The sequence below is a fragment of the Pseudomonas sp. PA-1-6B genome, assembly GCF_021609545.1.
Taxonomy (GTDB): Bacteria; Pseudomonadota; Gammaproteobacteria; order Pseudomonadales; family Pseudomonadaceae; genus Aquipseudomonas; species Aquipseudomonas fluorescens_BV.
Genome location: NZ_WJZM01000001.1, coordinates 228,981 through 246,982, shown reverse-complemented (window position 1 = coordinate 246,982; position 18,002 = coordinate 228,981). Strand labels below are relative to the sequence as shown.

General features: G+C 62.1%; 11 protein-coding genes. 3 read left to right on the top strand and 8 right to left on the bottom strand.

Translation table 11 applies throughout. The annotated features are described in order from the left end of the window. Positions 1-58: 58 nt before the first annotated feature. From GIV35_RS01065 to glnE, 8 genes are all read right to left on the bottom strand, one after another. Positions 59-1,510 (bottom strand): lipopolysaccharide kinase InaA family protein, encoded by a 1,452-nt coding sequence (locus GIV35_RS01065; RefSeq protein WP_223023741.1) that lies wholly within the window; start codon positions 1,508-1,510, stop codon positions 59-61. Then, the gene (locus GIV35_RS01060; protein WP_213153569.1) at positions 1,510-2,262 is read right to left on the bottom strand and encodes a lipopolysaccharide kinase InaA family protein; all 753 of its coding nucleotides are present in this window, start codon (positions 2,260-2,262) and stop codon (positions 1,510-1,512) included. Before GIV35_RS01060 ends, GIV35_RS01065 begins: the two co-directional genes overlap by 1 nt. Next, positions 2,259-2,993 carry a lipopolysaccharide kinase InaA family protein gene (locus tag GIV35_RS01055; protein ID WP_003187993.1) on the bottom strand — a complete coding sequence of 245 codons (735 nt, stop codon included), beginning with the start codon at positions 2,991-2,993 and terminating at the stop codon, positions 2,259-2,261. The genes GIV35_RS01060 and GIV35_RS01055 overlap by 4 nt, the downstream gene beginning before the upstream one ends. After that, a complete protein-coding gene (rfaP, locus tag GIV35_RS01050; RefSeq protein ID WP_200648118.1) occupies positions 2,993-3,799 on the bottom strand; it encodes a lipopolysaccharide core heptose(I) kinase RfaP in 807 nt (268 codons plus the stop codon). The genes GIV35_RS01055 and rfaP overlap by 1 nt, the downstream gene beginning before the upstream one ends. Then, positions 3,796-4,920, bottom strand: coding sequence for a glycosyltransferase family 4 protein (locus GIV35_RS01045; RefSeq protein ID WP_105225524.1), 1,125 nt, complete (start codon positions 4,918-4,920; stop codon positions 3,796-3,798). The genes rfaP and GIV35_RS01045 overlap by 4 nt, the downstream gene beginning before the upstream one ends. Continuing rightward, positions 4,920-5,981 (bottom strand): lipopolysaccharide heptosyltransferase I, encoded by a 1,062-nt coding sequence (waaC, locus tag GIV35_RS01040; RefSeq protein ID WP_105225523.1) that lies wholly within the window; start codon positions 5,979-5,981, stop codon positions 4,920-4,922. The genes GIV35_RS01045 and waaC overlap by 1 nt, the downstream gene beginning before the upstream one ends. A gap of 1 nt (position 5,982) precedes the next feature. Continuing rightward, positions 5,983-7,017: a lipopolysaccharide heptosyltransferase II gene (gene waaF, locus GIV35_RS01035; RefSeq protein WP_060764898.1), complete on the bottom strand. Its 1,035-nt coding sequence runs from the start codon at positions 7,015-7,017 to the stop codon at positions 5,983-5,985. A gap of 221 nt (positions 7,018-7,238) precedes the next feature. Beyond that, a complete protein-coding gene (glnE, locus tag GIV35_RS01030; protein WP_223023740.1) occupies positions 7,239-10,178 on the bottom strand; it encodes a bifunctional [glutamate--ammonia ligase]-adenylyl-L-tyrosine phosphorylase/[glutamate--ammonia-ligase] adenylyltransferase in 2,940 nt (979 codons plus the stop codon). Positions 10,179-10,561: 383 nt separating this feature from the next. On the opposite strand from glnE, the gene aceE reads away from it, so the two are divergent. From aceE to GIV35_RS01015, 3 genes are all read left to right on the top strand, one after another. Next, positions 10,562-13,207, top strand: coding sequence for a pyruvate dehydrogenase (acetyl-transferring), homodimeric type (aceE, locus tag GIV35_RS01025; RefSeq protein WP_003187985.1), 2,646 nt, complete (start codon positions 10,562-10,564; stop codon positions 13,205-13,207). Positions 13,208-13,218: 11 nt separating this feature from the next. Then, positions 13,219-14,859, top strand: coding sequence for a dihydrolipoyllysine-residue acetyltransferase (gene aceF / locus GIV35_RS01020; protein WP_223023739.1), 1,641 nt, complete (start codon positions 13,219-13,221; stop codon positions 14,857-14,859). 416 nt (positions 14,860-15,275) lie between these two features. Continuing rightward, positions 15,276-17,969 (top strand): putative bifunctional diguanylate cyclase/phosphodiesterase, encoded by a 2,694-nt coding sequence (locus tag GIV35_RS01015; RefSeq protein WP_236264125.1) that lies wholly within the window; start codon positions 15,276-15,278, stop codon positions 17,967-17,969. Positions 17,970-18,002: the final 33 nt, after the last annotated feature.

Genomic DNA, 18,002 nt, shown 5'->3' with positions numbered 1-18,002 from the left:
CCCACATTTTGACCGCGTTCACAGATCAAGTGTGGGAGCGGGCTTGCCCGCGATAGGTTTAACTGCCGACACCCGCCTCTTTGGGCAAGCGCTGGTCAATCACTTGGTACAACGCACTGTCTTGCGGCCAGTTACGCATAAACCTTGCACGGTCTTTGGCATAGGCCGGCGCAAAGCTGGCAGCGGAAGAGTGCTGACACATCGCATCCAGATCAATCATCGCCCAGTGCCCGTCGTTCCAGAACAGGTTATGGCCTTTGAAATCCCCATGGCTGATGCGCTCGCGGATCAAGTCGGCAAACAACTGGTCCAGCGCCTGCAACTCGCTCTCGGGCGCCTCGCCGCTCTCCACATACGGCGCAAAGCGCTCGATGATGTCCGGCCCAGGCAGGTATTCGGTGACCAGGTAGGCGCGGCTGCGCAACCACAGGAATCGTTTCTCCAGCACCGCCAGCGGCTTGGGTGTGGCGAAGCCCAGGAAGGCCAGGCGGTTGCCTTCGCGCCAGGAGTGCCAGGCGCGGCTCGGGCGCCAGAAGCGCTTGAGCCAATGGGCAAAACCCTTGATGTTGTAGCGCTTGATCACCAGCGGCCGGCCGGCCACGTCGACCTTGGCCACGCTCGCCGCGCCACCGGTCTTGTACAGGTGACCCTGGTCGAGCAACGCATCGGCCTGCTCAAGCACCGGCACCATCGCGGCTTCTTCTTCGCGGCGGATCGCACGCAAGCCAAAAGCGCCGCGCACCACACTGAACAGCGTGCATTCGCGGCCGGTCTTGTCCAGGTAGTCTCTCAAGCGCCAGGCGCTGACTTTACGCACCTGTTTTTCCAGGGCTTGCATTGGCAAGGCGTGTTCGCCGTTGGCCAGCAAGTAATACACCAGCAACTCTTCGGTAAAAGGCTCGAGGTTTTTCGGCAGTTGGGCGAAGAACACACCGAGGTTCTCCAGCACTCGATTGCGCGACAGCGCCTTGCCCGCCTCTTCGACACGAATGCCGGCGCCATCGATCAGATACAGCTTGCCATCCTTGCGCAACAAGTTGTCCAGGTGCAGGTCTTCTTGCCACAGACCCTTGGCATGCATCTGGGCGATCGCGCCCAGCGCTTCGGCGAGCACAGCGGTTTGTTCGTCCGCCAACGGCGGCAGGTTTTCGACGGCGAGCCAAGCGTCGGACAGGCTTTGGGCCCCCTCGATAAATTCAAACAGCAGCCAACCACCCTCGCCGTCCTGCAAGCCATCGGCCAGCAGCAACGGCGTGGTCAGGCCTTGCTCAGCCAACAGACGCACACCCGTGAGCTCACGCTGAAAATGCCGCGCCGCCTTGCTGCCCACCAACAACTTGGCCAACACCGGGCGCCCACGCCACACAGCGGCACCCACGTAGCGCTGCCCCGGCAACACCCGTAGCAGGCTCAGCAATTGCAATTGCCCAGGGCCGGCGGCATCCGCCAGGTCGAGGGTCAGTGGCAGGCTGGGGGTACGCCCAGCCGTTTTCAGCTCGGATAAACGCATCAGCGGTTCTCCTTGTGGCTGCGCCGTGCGGTCAGGCGCTGGTGCCAAGTCGACACCAGGGCACTGTCCTCGGGCTGCTCAAGGTACGCCGCCAGCAGTTGGCGCACCTGCGCATCCGACCATTGCGGCGCGCGGCGCAGCAAAGGTTCCAGGTCCTTGACCCGGTCACGCCAGCCGAACAACAGCGGGCGGGTTTTCTCCAGGTCGATCAACTGTGCGGCATACCCCTCACCGACAGGCTGCAGGAAAATATGCTTGGGGTAAAAACAGCCATGCACCTGCCCGACGCTGTGCAGATGACGCGCCAGCTTGCCGCACGCCAACAGGATCGCACTGTGCTGGGCTGCGCTCAATTGCGCCCACTGCTCCAGCAACGAATCCAGGTCATTCCAGCCATCCAGCGCACGGGTGAGCAGCATCGCCCGGCGCTCACCCTTGACCTTGCGCTCACCGAAGAACGCCGCTTGCAGGGCCGGGATGCCGAGCTTTCGATACAGGCTGATGTTGCGAAACTCGCGGGCAAAACTCGGCTCGCCAAACGGGCGGTGCAAGGTGCGCGTGAGGTAGTTGCTCTGGCGCTTGAGATAGTAACCCTGCCCCTCAAGCTCCAGGCGATAGACGCTGCTCCAACCGTCGCCGCTGGTGTTCGGCTCATCCACCGCATCCAGTTGCTTGGCCCACAGGGCGTCGAAGGTCGCCAGGCCGTTGCGCTCAAGCAGAGCACGGTCTTCAGCCGCCAGGAAGTCACTCATTCGCGTCCCTCGAAAAACTTCACCACATGGCGAATTCGCTGTTTGTCCGACGCGGTCAGGTGCGCGCGCTGGCGATATTGCAGGTAGAACCGCAGCCGCTGGGTGGCCGACAAGTGATACTTGGCGACTTTGTCCAGGCAGGCCAGGTCCTTGGTGATGCGGTACTTGAGCCAGAAGCCGCGCCAGAAATCACCGTTGGGGCAGTCGATCAGGTACAGGGTGCGCTGATCGTCCACCAGCAAGTTGCGCCACTTCAAGTCGTTATGGGTGAAGCGGTGATCGTGCATGGTGCGCGTGTATTCGGCGAGCTGGCGGCTGATGCCATCGACCCACCGGGGGTCTTTGAGGCGCTCATCGTGACGCTCGGCCAGCACCGACAGATCTTCGGTCTTGGGCAGCTCACGGGTGATCATGGCGCCACGGTTATAGGCCAGGCCCTTGCGGTCCAGGCCCCAGGCCACCACGTCGGCGGTGGGGATGCCCCACTTGGCGAAACGCTTGAGGTTCTGCCATTCGGATTTCACCCGCGGCCTGCCCAGGTAACGACGCAGGCCCTTGCCGGCACCTACGTAGCGCTTGACGTAATAATTGACCCCGCCACGCTCCACCCGAATCACTTCCGACAACGGGTCGCGGGTCAGCCGCTCGCCTTGCAAGGCGAACACCGCGTCCAGGCTTCCAAAGTCATCCGCCAGGGCGGCGTAGGCAGGTTCCAGATTCCAACCCGCCATCAGATCGCATCCCCGTATCGTTGTTTACGCGCATACAGCTTTGCTGCCATGCGTTGCAGCGCAGACAACAGCGCGGTTTGCTCCGCCAGGATCTGGCGCAGCGGCTGCTGGAAGTAGGCCTTGAGAAAACGCAGCTTGTCGCGCTGGGTCAAGCCGATCTCCAACGCGGAGTAATACAGGCCGGCCAAGTCTTTGTTGCGCCAGCGCACGGGGATCGTCGCACGCACCTGGGCACGGTGCAGGTCGATCACCGACAGCTTGAGGTTGTCGACGCTGATAGGCCGGTCGGTGTGCAGCAGGAAATGGCAGAGGTAGCAGTCACGGTGGTTGACGCCGCCCCGGTGCATCGCGCCCACGGTACGCGCCAGCTCAAGGGTCAAGGCATGCTTGATCGCCGGCACGGGCGGTTGCTTGACCCAGTCCAGGGTCAGGTCTTCCAGGCTGATGATGGGGGTCAGTTCCTGGGTGATGATGAACGAGTGCTGGTCGGCCGGGTTGCTGCCTTTTTCACCGAACGCCACGGCGGTCATGGTCGGTACGCCAAGCGCCTGCAAGCGCTGGATCGCCACCCACTCCTGGCCCGCGCCCAACACCGGTAATTTGGCAGTAACCAGGTTCTTGAGGATTTCGCCCCAGCCGATCCCACGGTGGATCTTCACAAAATAAGGCTGGCCCTCGACCACCGTACGCAACGTACGGCGAGCGGCCAGCTCGCGGAACACCTGGCCTTCCAGCTTCTCGACCTCGGCAAACGCATCGCGTCCGGCCCAGAGGGTCTTGAAGGGTTCGGCTAGAATCAACTTCATCGGTTTGGCTCCGCCAGAATCAGGTCCGCAGCGTACTGCGGCATGCTAAAGAGGTCGGCCGTCTCGGCGAAGGCCAGACCATTGCGACTCCAGGTCGCACGCGCTTGTGGGTCGTCGAGCATATCGACCAGATACTGGTTGAGCTGGGTTTGCTCGAACGGCTCGTCCAACACCCGGCCGCTCTGGGCCTTGTCGATGTAGAACGCGTAGCCGCACACCTGGCTCACCAGTACCGGGAGGCCGGCGACCACCGCTTCGACCAGCACCATGCCGGCCGCCTCGTTGTACGCGGGGTGAATCAACAGGTCCGCCCCCAGCAGGAAACGCGGAATATCATTGCGGCCCTTGAAGAACTGCACCTGGTCGCCCAGGCCCAGCGCCGCGCTCTGCAATTGGAATACTTTGGGGTCGTCCTGGCCGATTACAAATAGCCGGGTGCGTTTCTTCAGCCGCGAAGGCAGGGCGGCCAGCGCCTTGAGGCTGCGGTCGACCCCCTTGGTCTTGAACCCCGAACCGATCTGCACCAACAGCAGATCATCCTCGGCCAAGCCGAATTCAGCGCGGAAATCGGCGCGGATCTCGGCGGCGTTCGGCGGCGCGCGGCGGTCGCGGGCAATACCCGGTGGCAACAGGTGAAAACGCTCGGCCTGGGTGCCGTAATACTGGGTAAACAACTGTTGCTGATGCTCGGACAACACCATGATCTGCGTCTTGGCGTTTTTATCGAACACGGCGCGCTCGTATTCGGCAAAGTGCTTGTAGCGCCCGAACCAGCGATACATCGGGTTGCGCAGGGTCTGGGCCTTGTCCTCGAACACACCGTCGGCGGCAAAATACAGGTCCAACCCCGGCATCTTGTTGAAGCCCACCACGCGGTCCACCGGGCGCTTGGCCAGGTCGGCCTGGATCCAGGCGTAGAGCTTTTCGTTGCGACGGTGGTTGACCAAGGCCTTGACCGGCGCCACCAGCACCTCAAAGCCTGGCGGGATATCGCCTTCCCAGATCAGGGTGTACACCCGAATGCTGTGGCCGCGCTGCTGGCATTCCAGGGCGATGCGCATGAAGTCGCGCTGCAGGCCACCGAAAGGAAAGTACTTGTACAGAACAAAAGCCAGTTGCATCAGTGCTGCTCCTCGGCCAGTAACAACGTGCTCAGCCGGCTTGCGACACGCTCCGGGTTCAGACGCGTGAAGCACAGGGGCGACTCGCGTGCGATGTCGAACCGCCGCAGGTCGTCGGCAGTGGGTTGATAAGTGCACTGTTTTTGCAGGCAAGGCGCACACGGCCAGTCGCTGGCCAAGTGAATCTGGCCCTTGCCGTAGGCACCGGTGAGGCCTGGGTTGGTGGGGCCGAACAGGGAAATGGTCGGCACGTCCAATGCCGCCGCCAAGTGGCCAAGGCCGGTGTCGACGGCCACGCAGGCACGGGCGCTCGCCAAGACACGGGCAACGCCCGCCAGGTTGAGCTTGGGCAACACTTCGGCGTTGGGCAGGCCGAGGGCCAGGCGTTCGGCCCGCGCCTTTTCGGCGGCGTTGCCCCACGGCAGCTTTACGTCCACGCCCAGGCGGCCCATGCGTTCGGCCAGCTCGCGCCAATAGGCTTCGGGCCAGTGCTTGGTGTCCCAGGTAGTACCGTGCAGCAGCAATACGAACGGTTTTTTCGGCGGCAGGCCGAGCAGCTTTTCAACGCTCAGGCCGTAGTCGCCCAGGCGTTGGGGCAGGTCGTAGCCCAGCGCCACGGCGAACAGCTGGCGCAAACGCTCCACCGCATGCTGCCCACGGGCCACGGCCAGGCGCCGCGAATAAAAGCGCGCAGCCAGAGGTTCACGCGCAGAATCTTTGTCGAAGCCAGCGATGGGCGCCCGCACATAGCGGGTCAGCCAGGCGCTTTTGAGCAAGCCCTGGGCGTCGATCACCAGGTCATATTTGGTCGACTGCACCGCCTGCTTGAAGCGCCGCCATTCGCCGCTCTTGACGGTTTGCCAGAGGTTCTTGCGCCAGCGGCGAATCGCTACCGGGATGACCTTGTCGACCGCCGGGTGCCAGGTTGGGATTTCGGCAAAGCCTTCTTCCACCACCCAGTCGAACCGAATACCGGGAACTGCTCGCGCTGCGTCGGTGAGGGCCGGCAAGGCATGGATCACGTCGCCCAGGGATGAGGTCTTGATTACCAGAACCCGCAACTCAATGAACCTCGACCACGTCGCCCTGCAAACGCTGCAAGGCATCGGTTACCGGCTGGGGCAGCAACTGGCGCAGGCAGTTGTAGTGGCCGAAGCGGCAGGTGCGGTCAAAACAGGGGCTGCAATCCAGACCCAGGCGCACCACTTCGACCTTGTCGGCCAACGGCGGAGTGAAGCCTGGGGATGTGGAGCCGTACACGGCCACCAGCGGACGGTTCAGCGCCGCCGCCACATGCATCAGGCCGGAGTCGTTTGACACCACCGAGTCGGCGCACGACAACAGGTCAATGGCCTCAGCCAGGGACGTGTCGCCACTGAGGTTCACCGCTTCTTCACGCAGGCCGGGGATAAGGCGCTGGCGAATGTCTTCACCCACCGAATGATCGTTCTTGGAACCGAACAACCACACCTGCCAGCCTTCGCGGATCTTGGTTTCAGCGACTTTGGCGTAATGCTCCGACGGCCAGCGCTTGGACTCGCCAAACTCGGCGCCCGGGCACAAGGCCAATACGGGCCGATCCAGAGTGAGGCCGAACTTGGCCAGCGCCGCGTCACGGGTCACCGGGTCGATCTGCAAGCTGGGGCGCGGGTACGGCTTGGGCAGTTCAGCGCCCGGCTCGTAGGCCAAAGCCATAAAGCGTTCGATCATCAACGGGTAACGGGCTTTATCCAGGGTGCGCACGTCATTGAGCAGCACATAGCGAAACTCGCCGCGCCAGCCGGTGCGCTTGGGGATACCGGCAAAGTACGGCACCAGCGCCGACTTCAGCGAGTTAGGCAGCAGGATCGCCTGGTCGTACTGGCCCGCCATGGACTTGCCGATGCGTCGGCGGGTCGCCAACTCCAGGGCACCGTGGCCGAGCGGGAAGCTCAAGGCCTTGCGCACCTCGGGCATGCGCTCAAGGATCGGCCGGCTCCACTCAGGGGCGAGCACGTCGATCTGGCAGTCTGGATAGCGCAGGCGCAGGCACTGAAACAGTGTCTGTGCCATCACCATGTCACCGACCCAACTGGGCCCAACGATCAGAATATTCATGTAGTTTCCACAAACGATGCGGGGAGGCCTATGCCTCCCCGCCTCGATAATGACTGTAGATCGCGGTGCGCCAGGGAGCATCTTTATGTGGGAGTTGGCTTGCCTGCGATCGCATCACCTCGGTATCCCTGATAAACCGAGGCGCCTGCATCGCGGGCAAGCCCGGCTCCCACATTAATCCGCACCCCATATAAAAATTGGCGTCGCCAATCAGTCGAATTTCAATTTAAGCCCAGCACCTGCCAGATTCGCATCACCTGTCGCCGCTCGTCGGCGAACTGGTCCCCGGCTACCGTACCGGCCTCGTTCTGCAAAGCCTGGCGGTGCGCGGCTGAGCGGTAGGCCTTGTACACTTCACGCAGCAAATGGGCATCGGCGGCGGGCATCAGCCCGACCTGCTCCAGGCCCTCCAGAATGCGGATATTGTCGGTGTAGCGCAGCAACGATGGATGTTGCGCAGACCACGCCAAAGCCGCGTATTGCACCATAAATTCAATATCGACGATACCTCCGGCGTCCTGCTTGAGGTCGAACAGCGCCGTGGCCTCGAAGGCATTGGCGCCCCTGCCGGCCGTCGTGGCCTTGGTGCCCAGGTTGTCACGCATCTTGGCACGCATCTCGCTGACCTCCTGGCGCAGCTTCTCCAAGTCCCGCTCACGCCCCAACACGTTAGCCCGTACCTGCTCGAACGCCTGGCCCACGTCCTGGCTGCCCACCAGCACCCGCGCGCGGATCAGGGCCTGATGTTCCCAGGTCCAGGCTTCATTTTGTTGATAGCGATCAAACGCCCCCAGGGAACTCACCAACAAGCCGGATGCGCCGGAAGGTCGCAGGCGCATGTCCACTTCATACAACTGGCCGGAGTTGGTCTGGGTGGTCAGCAGGTGAATGATGCGCTGGCCCAGGCGTGTAAAGAATTGCGCGCCATCGATCGGCTTGGCACCGTCCGTCTCGGCCTGGGGGTCGCCGTCATGGATAAACACCAGGTCCAGGTCCGAACCATGCCCCAGTTCGATGCCGCCCACTTTTCCATAACCGACAATGATGAACCCAGGATCGCACAGGGTGCCGTCCAGTCGCTGCGGCGAGCCGTGACGGGCGACCGTCTGGCGCCAGGCCAGGGCCAGCACTTGTTCAAGAATCGCTTCGGCCAGCCAGGTGAGGTAGTCGCTGACCTTCATCAACGGCAGGCTGCCGGCGATTTCCGAGGCGGCCACCCGCAGGCGGTGCGCCAGCTTGAAATGGCGCAAGGCTTCCATTTGTTGCTCAAGGTCATCTTCGGGAATGCGCGTGAGGCGCTCGCGCAACTCAGCGGCCAGTTCCGGCGCCAGCGGCGGCTTGAACAAGCGGCCTTCGTTGAGCAATTCATCCAGCAACAGCGGGAAACGGGTGATCTGCTCGGCGATCCACGGGCTGGCTGCGCACAAGGTCAACAGGCGGCGCAAGGCGTCGGGGTTCTCGGTCAGCAACACCAGGTAGGCCGAACGCCGGGCCACGGCTTCTACCAGCGGCAATACGCGTTCCAGCACCAGGTCGGGGTTGGCATGTTCAACGGCCTGGGCCAGCAGGCGCGGGATGAACGCATCCAGGCGCTCGCGCCCCAGGCGCTGCATGGCGCGCAACTGCGGGCTGGCACGCAGGCTGGCCAAGGCCTTGAGGGCCTTGGGGGCATCGGTGAAACCGCCTTCACTCAACTGGCGGCACGCGGCGTCGTCATCCTGGGACTCCTCCCACAACGGCAGCCATTCACCACCGACCACCAATTCGCTTTCTTCGCCCTCTTCTTCATCAGGGTCGGCAATCACTTGGCGAAAGTGCCAGTCCACACGGCCACGCCAGTACATCAGGCGCTCATGGAACACGGCCCAGTCACTGAAGCCCAACATAAAGGCAATGCGTGCCTGGTCTTCGGGGCTGTCCGGCAGCATTTGCGTCTGGCGGTCGGCAATCGCCTGGATCGCATGTTCGGTGTAGCGCAGGAACTCGTAACCGCTGCGCAGCTCGCTGATCACCGCCGCGGGCAAATACCCCTGGCCTTCCAGCGTGCCCAGCACGTTCAACAGCGGGCGTTGCTGCAGGCTGAGGTCGCGGCCGCCATGGATCAGTTGGAATGCCTGGGCGATAAATTCCACCTCACGAATGCCGCCCGCGCCCAGCTTGATATTGTCGGCCATGCCCTTTCGCCGTACTTCCTGCTGGATCAGTTGCTTCATGGTGCGCAGCGCTTCGATGGCCGAGAAGTCCAGATAACGGCGATAGACAAACGGGCGCAGCATGTCGAGCAGTTGCGCGCCAGCCGCCTGGTCGCCGGCCACCACCCGCGCCTTGATCATGGCGTAGCGCTCCCAGTCCCGGCCCTGGTCCTGGTAGTACTGCTCCAGCGCGTTGAAGCTGAGCACCAGGGCGCCGGCCGAACCGTAGGGACGCAGGCGCATGTCGACGCGGAAGACAAAACCGTCGACGGTCATCGGGTCCAGGGCCTTGATCAGTTTTTGACCCAGGCGAATAAAGAACTCCTGATTATCCAGGGCGCGCTTCACGCCCACCGTCTCGCCGCCCTCGGGGTAGGCGAAGATCAGGTCGATATCCGACGACAGGTTCAGCTCCACTGCACCGAGCTTGCCCATGCCGAGGATGACCATGTGCTGTGCCTCGCCGCTGCGTGCGCCGGTCGGCGTGCCGAACTGGGCGCAGTGGCGCTGGTACAGCCATTGATAGGCCTGGTCGATGCAGGCGTCGGCCATGTCGGACAGGTCGCGACAGGTTTGCACCAGGTCGGCCTGGCGTGTGATGTCGCGCCAGATGATGCGCACCTGCTGGCGCGTGCGTTGGCGGCGCAGCACACGGCCTAGTTCATCTTCTGTTTCGGCCTGTTGCACGGCACCGGCTATCTGGCTGCATAGCTCGCCAGGCGCAAAGCCGCGGTCCAGCTCGCCCCAGGCCACCAGCTCCAGCAACATCAAAGGGTCACGAACACTCTGTTCAATGACGAAATCACTGGCGGCGCACACGCGGGCGAAGTCGGCCCACCGTTGCGGCGTCCACGCAGAAAGGCCATGATCGTCATCCAGCGCGGCCACCGCGTCACGAAATGACTGCTCGGCCCGGTTGGCGTAAGGCAACAGAATGGCCGGCAGTTCGGCCAGCGTTGGAAGGCTCATGGTCTATCCTTGATCGGCGTGTAAATGGCGTGTAGTTGTGAAGGCAAGAGCCATGCTCGGTGAAGGACTGTCGAACAAAGGTTAGAAATAGCTGAAATTAAATTAATCTTGGCAGGCAACATCAAAGTTTCACCTTTTCTTGTTCGCAATAGACCAACAATAACGATTATGCTCACCAGCAAGACCGAGCCATACGCTCAGTCTTGTGTAGTTTTACTACTCGTATATACATTCGAAAGGCTGAAATGGCCGACGATTTGTAGTAAAACTACAGGACGCCGAAGCAACCTTCGGCCATCCAAGAATTTATGTCGTCTGCCCACAAGGCCAGTCGCAAACTTCAGGCAACCGATTCTGGTAGCCTTTCCGCCCTGGAGCAAGCCATGCAAGACCTCGATCCCGTCGAAACCCAGGAATGGCTGGACGCCCTGGAATCGGTTCTCGACAAAGAAGGCGAAGACCGTGCTCACTACCTGATGACCCGTATGGGCGAACTCGCGACCCGCAGCGGCTCGCAACTGCCTTACGCCATCACTACGCCGTACCGCAACACCATCCCCGTTACCCACGAAGCACGCATGCCTGGCGACCTGTTCATGGAACGCCGCATTCGCTCGCTGGTACGCTGGAACGCCATGGCGATGGTAATGCGCACGAACTTGAAAGATTCGGACCTGGGCGGTCACATCTCCAGCTTCGCTTCCAGCGCAACCCTGTATGACATCGGCTTCAACTACTTCTTCCAGGCCCCGACCGACGAACACGGCGGCGACCTGATCTACTTCCAGGGCCACACCTCGCCAGGCGTCTACGCCCGTGCGTTCATGGAAGGTCGCATCAGCGAAGAACAAATGAACAACTTCCGCCAGGAAGTCGACGGTCAGGGCCTGTCGTCCTACCCGCACCCTTGGCTGATGCCTGATTTCTGGCAGTTCCCGACCGTTTCCATGGGTCTGGGCCCGATCCAGGCGATCTACCAGGCACGTTTCATGAAGTACCTGGAAGCCCGCGGCTTCATTCCGGAAGGCAAGCAGAAAGTCTGGTGCTTCCTGGGCGACGGCGAGTGCGACGAGCCGGAATCCCTGGGCGCCATCTCCCTGGCCGGCCGCGAGAAGCTCGACAACCTGATCTTCGTCATCAACTGCAACCTGCAGCGCCTCGACGGCCCGGTTCGCGGCAACGGCAAGATCATCCAGGAACTCGAAGGCGTGTTCCGCGGTGCTCAGTGGAATGTGACCAAAGTCATCTGGGGCCGTTTCTGGGACCCACTGCTGGCCAAGGACGTCGACGGTATCCTGCAACGTCGCATGGACGAAGTCATCGACGGCGAGTACCAGAACTACAAAGCCAAGGACGGCGCGTTCGTCCGCGAGCACTTCTTCAACACGCCTGAACTCAAGGCCATGGTTGCCGACCTGTCCGACGACGAGATCTGGAAGCTCAACCGTGGCGGCCACGACCCGTACAAGGTCTACGCGGCGTACCACGAAGCGGTCAACCACAAAGAACAACCCACCGTCATCCTGGCCAAGACCATCAAGGGTTATGGCACCGGTGCCGGCGAAGCGAAGAACACCGCGCACAACACCAAGAAAGTCGATGTCGACAGCCTGAAGTTGTTCCGCGACCGCTTCGACATCCCAGTCAAGGACGAAGAGCTGGAGAACCTGCCGTTCTTCAAGCCGGAGCCAAACAGCGCCGAAGCCCGCTACCTGAGCGAGCGTCGCAGCGCACTGGGCGGTTTCGTGCCACAGCGCCGCGCCAACAGCTTTAGCGTACCGACGCCAGACCTGAGCACCCTCAAGGCTATCCTTGACGGCTCGGGCGACCGTGAAATCTCCACCACCATGGCCTTCGTGCGCATCCTGGCGCAGCTGGTCAAGGACAAGGACATCGGCCCGCGCATCGTCCCGATCATCCCGGACGAAGCCCGTACCTTCGGTATGGAAGGCATGTTCCGTCAGTTGGGCATCTACTCCTCCGTCGGCCAGCTCTACGAGCCAGTCGATAAAGACCAGGTGATGTTCTACAAGGAAGACAAGAAGGGCCAGATCCTCGAAGAAGGCATCAACGAAGCGGGCGCCATGAGCTCCTTCATCGCTGCCGGTACTTCGTACTCCAGCCACAACCAGCCAATGCTGCCGTTCTACATCTTCTACTCGATGTTCGGCTTCCAGCGTATCGGCGACCTGGCCTGGGCCGCTGGCGACAGCCGCACCCGTGGCTTCCTGATCGGCGGCACCGCCGGCCGCACCACGCTGAACGGCGAAGGCCTGCAACACGAAGACGGTCACAGCCACATCCTGGCTGCCACCATCCCGAACTGCCGCACCTTTGATCCAACCTACGGCTATGAGCTGGCGGTGATCATCCAGGACGGCATGAAGAAGATGACCGAAGAGCAGCAGGACGTTTTCTACTACATCACCGTGATGAACGAGTCCTACCAGCAGCCAGCCATGCCGGCCGGTGTGGAAGAAGGCATCATCAAGGGCATGTACCTGCTCGAAGAAGACACCAAGGAAGCGGCGCACCACGTACAGCTGATGGGCTCCGGCACCATCCTGCGTGAAGTACGTGAAGCGGCGAAGATCCTGCGTGACGAGTTCAACGTCGGCGCCGACGTGTGGAGCGTTACCAGCTTCAACGAACTGCGCCGCGACGGCCTGGCCGTGGAGCGCAGCAACCGCCTGCACCCTGGCCAGAAACCAGCCAAGAGCTACGTCGAAGAGTGCCTGGCCGGCCGTAAGGGTCCAGTCATTGCCTCTACCGACTACATGAAACTGTTTGCAGAACAAATTCGCCAGTGGGTCCCGTCCAAGGAATTCAAAGTCCTGGGCACCGATGGTTTCGGCCGCAGTGACAGCCGCAAGAAGCTGCGTCACTTCTTCGAAGTCGACCGTCACTTCGTGGTGTTGGCAGCCCTGGAAGCCTTGGCTGACCGTGGTGAGATCGAACCCAAGGTGGTGGCTGACGCCATCGTCAAGTTCGGGATCAACCCGGAAAAACGCAACCCACTGGACTGCTGAGGAGATTTTTTGTGAGCGAACTCATTCGCGTACCTGACATCGGCAGCGGTGAAGGTGAAGTAATCGAGCTGTTTGTGAAGGTCGGCGACACCGTCGAAGCCGACCAGAGCATCCTGACCCTGGAGTCGGACAAGGCGAGCATGGAAATCCCTGCTCCCAAGGCCGGCGTGGTCAAGAGCCTGAAAGTGAAGCTGGGCGACCGCCTGAAGGAAGGCGACGAACTGCTGGAGCTGGAAATCGAAGGCGCTGCTGATGCAGCCCCTGCGGCCGCGGCTCCGGCCGCCGCTGCACCTGCTGCTGAAAAGCCTGCCGCTGCCGAGGCTGCTCCAGCCCCGGCCGCTGCACCTGCCGCCGCGACCGTCCAGGACATTCACGTCCCGGACATCGGCTCGTCGGGCAAGGCCAAGATCATCGAGCTGCTGGTCAAGGTCGGCGACACCGTCGAAGCCGACCAGTCGCTGATCACCCTGGAGTCCGACAAGGCCTCCATGGAGATCCCATCGCCGGCTGCAGGCGTAGTGGAAAGCATTGCGGTCAAGCTGGAAGACGAAGTCGGCACCGGTGATTTCATCCTCAAGCTCAAAGTACAAGGTGCTGCGCCAGCCGCCGCACCAGCACCGGCTGCTGCTCCGGCTGCCAAGGCTGAAGCGGCACCTGCCGCTGCTGCCCCTGCACCGGCCGCAAAAGCCGAAGCTGCGCCCGCCCCTGCGGCTGCCGCACCTGCGCCAAGCGGTGCCAAGGTTCACGCCGGCCCAGCCGTGCGTCAGCTGGCCCGTGAATTTGGCGTCGAGCTGAGCGCTGTTGCGGCCAGCGGCCCTCACGGCCGTGTGCTGAAGGAAGACGTGCAGGTTTACGTCAAAGCCATGATGCAAAAAGCCAAGGAAGCTCCGGCTGCCGGCGGCGCTACCGGTGGTTCGGGCATTCCGCCGATCCGTACCGTAGATTTCAGCCGCTTCGGCGAAATCGAAGAAGTGCCGATGACCCGCCTGATGCAAATCGGCGCGGCAGGCCTGCACGCCAGCTGGCTGAACATTCCGCACGTGACTCAATTCGACCAGGCCGATATCACCGACCTGGAAGCGTTCCGCGTTGCGCAGAAAGCCGTGGCCGAGAAGGCCGGCGTAAAGCTGACCGTGCTGCCACTGCTGCTCAAGGCCTGCGCACACCTGCTCAAGGAACTGCCGGACTTCAACAGCTCGCTGGCGCCAAGCGGCAAAGCGATCATTCGCAAGAAGTACGTGCACATCGGCTTTGCGGTCGACACCCCGGATGGCCTGCTGGTACCGGTCATCAAGAACGTCGATCAGAAGAGCCTCCTGCAACTCGCTGGCGAAGCGGCTGCGCTGGCTGCCAAGGCCCGCGACAAGAAGCTCACCCCGGACGACATGCAGGGCGCCTGCTTCACCATCTCCAGCCTGGGCCACATTGGCGGCACTGGCTTCACGCCAATCGTCAACGCGCCGGAAGTGGCGATCCTGGGTGTGTCCAAGGCCACCATCCAGCCTGTGTGGGACGGTAAAGCGTTCCAACCCAAGCTGATGCTGCCACTGTCGCTGTCCTACGATCACCGTGTGATCAACGGCGCCGCGGCTGCGCGCTTCACCCAGCGCCTGAGCCAGTTGCTGAACGACATCCGCACCATCCTGCTGTAAGTCGCAGGGCCTTCCCGTTACCTGGAAGGCCCTTGCCACACCGATTTCCGAGCGCCACGCTCGCACCTCAACCCCGCCACTTGGCGGGGCTTTTTTTGCCTGTATTTTGTAGGAGCGAGCTTGCTGTGGCGAGGGAGCTTGCTCCCGCTGGAGTGCGAAGCGCTCCCAAGATTTTGGGGCCGCTGCGCAGCCCAGCGCAAGCAAGCTTGCTCGCCACACGCAAGCACCCTACCTGCGTCAACGCACCACCGATCACCCCAATTACAGAAATCCCTCGCGCGGCCGATAACAGGCTTATAGCACTTAGCCTTCATCCTCTCTTGTCACTGCGTCCTGCATGATGCAACCTTGCCGCAGTCGACAGTCAAGAGGGCGTGAGCCCAGCGCAGTGCGCATTTTCCCAAGCGAGTTTCCCCATGAAAAGCCAACCCGATGTCGCCCGTATGGCGGCCGAGGTAGTGACGCAATTACCGGTGCCTTCGCGCCTCGGTATGCTGCGTTTCGAGCGGCTTAATGAGGCAAGCTGGGCCCTGCTCTACCTCGATCCCAATTGCGAACGCCAGTTCGGCCTGCCGGCGGTAGAACTCTGCGCCTTGATCGGCACGCCCTACGCCAGCCTGATGGAACCCCAGGCGCGTTACCAGTTGCACGATGCGATTCAGCAACAACTGGCCCACAGCCCCCATTATCTGGTGCGCTACAACCTGCACACCCATGATGGCCCGCTGAGCGTGCTGGAGATGGGCGAGGCCTACAAACAACATAACCGCCACTTGGTGCGCGGCTACCTGATGGTGGTTGAGGGACTGTTCAGCGAGACCAGCGCGCCCGCCCCAACCGTCGACCTGGAAAACCAGAACAGCCGCCTGCAGATCGCCCTGGAGCTCAACCAGCGGGCGCAGCAGGAACAGTTGCAGCACCTGGAACGGGTGCGCGCCCAGCAAGAACTGATCCTGCTGCTGGCGCGCCAACGCTATACCACGCCCAACTCCCTGCAAGAAGCCGCTGAACTGATCACGCGCAGCGCCTGCGACATCTACCAGATCGACTGCGCCAGCATCTGGAACCTCGAAGGCCATCATCTGGTACCGATCTCCGCCTATCACCGCGCCGATCAACAACACCATCTGCCTGAAGCCATTGATGCCAGCGGCTTCCCGGATTATCTGGAGGCCCTGCACTCCAGCCGCGCCATCGACGCCACCCACGCCCTGCGCGACCCACGCACCCGGGAAATGGCCGAAAGCCTGCGCGCCAAGGACATCCACGCGATGCTCGACGCCAGCATCCGTGTCGACGGCCAGGTCGTCGGCGTGCTGTGCCTGGAGCAAGGTGGCAGCCCGCGCGCCTGGCAGTCCGATGAGATCGCATTCGCCGGCGAGCTGGCAGACCAGTTCGCCCAAGTCATCAACAACCACAACCGCCGCACTGCCACCAGCGCCCTGCACTTGTTCCAGCGCGCCGTGGAGCAAAGCGCCAACGCGTTTTTGCTGGTCAATTGCGACGGCGTGGTGGAGTACGTCAACCCCAGCTTCACCGCGATTACCCAATACAGCGCCGAAGAAGTCCACGGCCATCGCCTGGCCCAACTGCCAGCTCTGGAGAACCTCAGCGAATTGCTGTTCGACGCGCCTTCGGCCTTGGCCAAAAGCAACAGCTGGCAAGGCGAGTTCAAGAGCCGCCGCAAAAACCTGGAACCCTACTGGGGCCAGCTGTCGATTTCCAAGGTGTATGGCGACAACCGCGAGCTGACCCACTACATCGGCATCTACGAAGACATCACCCAGACCAAGCTGGCGCAGCAGCGCATCGAACGCCTGGCCTACACCGACAACCTGACCAACCTGGGCAATCGCCCGGCGTTCATTCGCAACCTCGACGAGCGCTTTGCCCGCGACAGCGACAGCCCGATCAGCCTGCTGTTGGTGGACATCGACAACTTCAAGCGCATCAACGACAGCCTCGGCCACCAGACTGGCGACAAGTTGCTGATCAGCCTGGCGCGCCGCCTGCGCAACAGCTTGAGCAGCGGCGGCAGCCTGGCGCGTTTTGCCAGTAACGAATTCGCGGTGCTGTTGGACGATGCCGACCTTGAGACCGGCCAGCAGGTGGCCAGCCAGTTACTGACCACCCTCGACAAGCCGATGTTCGTCGACAACCAGTTGATCAGCGTCACCGGTTCCGTGGGCCTGGCCTGCGCGCCGCTACATGGCCGCGACCCGCAGACCCTGATGCGCAACGCCGGCCTGGCCCTGCACAAGGCCAAAGCCAACGGTAAGCACCAGGTGCAAGTGTTTACCGAAGCGCTGAATGCCGAGGCCAGCTACAAGCTATTCGTGGAAAACAACCTGCGCCGTGCCCTGACCCAGAACGAGCTGGACGTGTTCTACCAGCCCAAGCTATGCCTGCGCAGCGGCCGCCTGCTGGGCATGGAAGCGCTGTTGCGCTGGAACCACCCGGAAAAAGGCATGATCCGTCCCGATCAGTTCATCAGCGTGGCTGAAGAAACCGGGCTGATTATCCCCATCGGCAAATGGATCGCGCGCCAGGCCTGCCGCATGAGCCGGCAATTGACGGCCGCAGGCCTGGGCAACTTGCAGGTGGCCATCAACCTGTCGCCCAAGCAATTCTCCGATCCGGACCTGGTGGCCTCGATTGCCACCATCCTCAAGGAGGAACAGCTGCCGGCCAACCTGCTGGAGCTGGAGCTGACCGAAGGTTTGCTGCTGGAAGCCACTGAAGATACGCGCCTGCAACTGGACCAGCTCAAGAGCTTCGGCCTGACCCTGGCGATGGACGACTTCGGTACCGGTTACTCGTCGCTGAGCTACTTGAAAAAATTCCCCATCGACATCATTAAGATTGATCGCAGCTTTATCCATGAAATCCCGGACAACCAGGACGACATGGAAATCACCTCGGCGGTGATCGCCATGGCCCACAACCTCAAACTCAAGGTCGTGGCCGAAGGCGTCGAAACCGCTGAGCAGTTGGCGTTCCTGCGCCGGCACCGTTGCGACGTGGGCCAGGGCTACCTGTTCGACCGCCCGATCCCGGGTGCCGAGCTGATGCAGAGGCTTAAACGCTACCCGCGCGGGCCAATCGCCTGACAGCGCTGTAACACTCGGGCACACTGGCTGCCT

Excerpts from the sequence above, each read along its gene's own strand:
- GIV35_RS01065 (WP_223023741.1), bottom strand. The coding sequence starts at position 1,510 with ATGCGTTTATCCGAGCTGAAAACGGCTGGGCGTACCCCCAGCCTGCCA.
- GIV35_RS01060 (WP_213153569.1), bottom strand. The coding sequence starts at position 2,262 with ATGAGTGACTTCCTGGCGGCTGAAGACCGTGCTCTGCTTGAGCGCAAC.
- GIV35_RS01055 (WP_003187993.1), bottom strand. The coding sequence starts at position 2,993 with ATGGCGGGTTGGAATCTGGAACCTGCCTACGCCGCCCTGGCGGATGAC.
- rfaP (WP_200648118.1), bottom strand. The coding sequence starts at position 3,799 with ATGAAGTTGATTCTAGCCGAACCCTTCAAGACCCTCTGGGCCGGACGC.
- GIV35_RS01045 (WP_105225524.1), bottom strand. The coding sequence starts at position 4,920 with ATGCAACTGGCTTTTGTTCTGTACAAGTACTTTCCTTTCGGTGGCCTG.
- waaF (WP_060764898.1), bottom strand. The coding sequence starts at position 7,017 with ATGAATATTCTGATCGTTGGGCCCAGTTGGGTCGGTGACATGGTGATG.
- glnE (WP_223023740.1), bottom strand. The coding sequence starts at position 10,178 with ATGAGCCTTCCAACGCTGGCCGAACTGCCGGCCATTCTGTTGCCTTAC.
- aceE (WP_003187985.1), top strand. The coding sequence starts at position 10,562 with ATGCAAGACCTCGATCCCGTCGAAACCCAGGAATGGCTGGACGCCCTG.
- GIV35_RS01015 (WP_236264125.1), top strand. The coding sequence starts at position 15,276 with ATGAAAAGCCAACCCGATGTCGCCCGTATGGCGGCCGAGGTAGTGACG.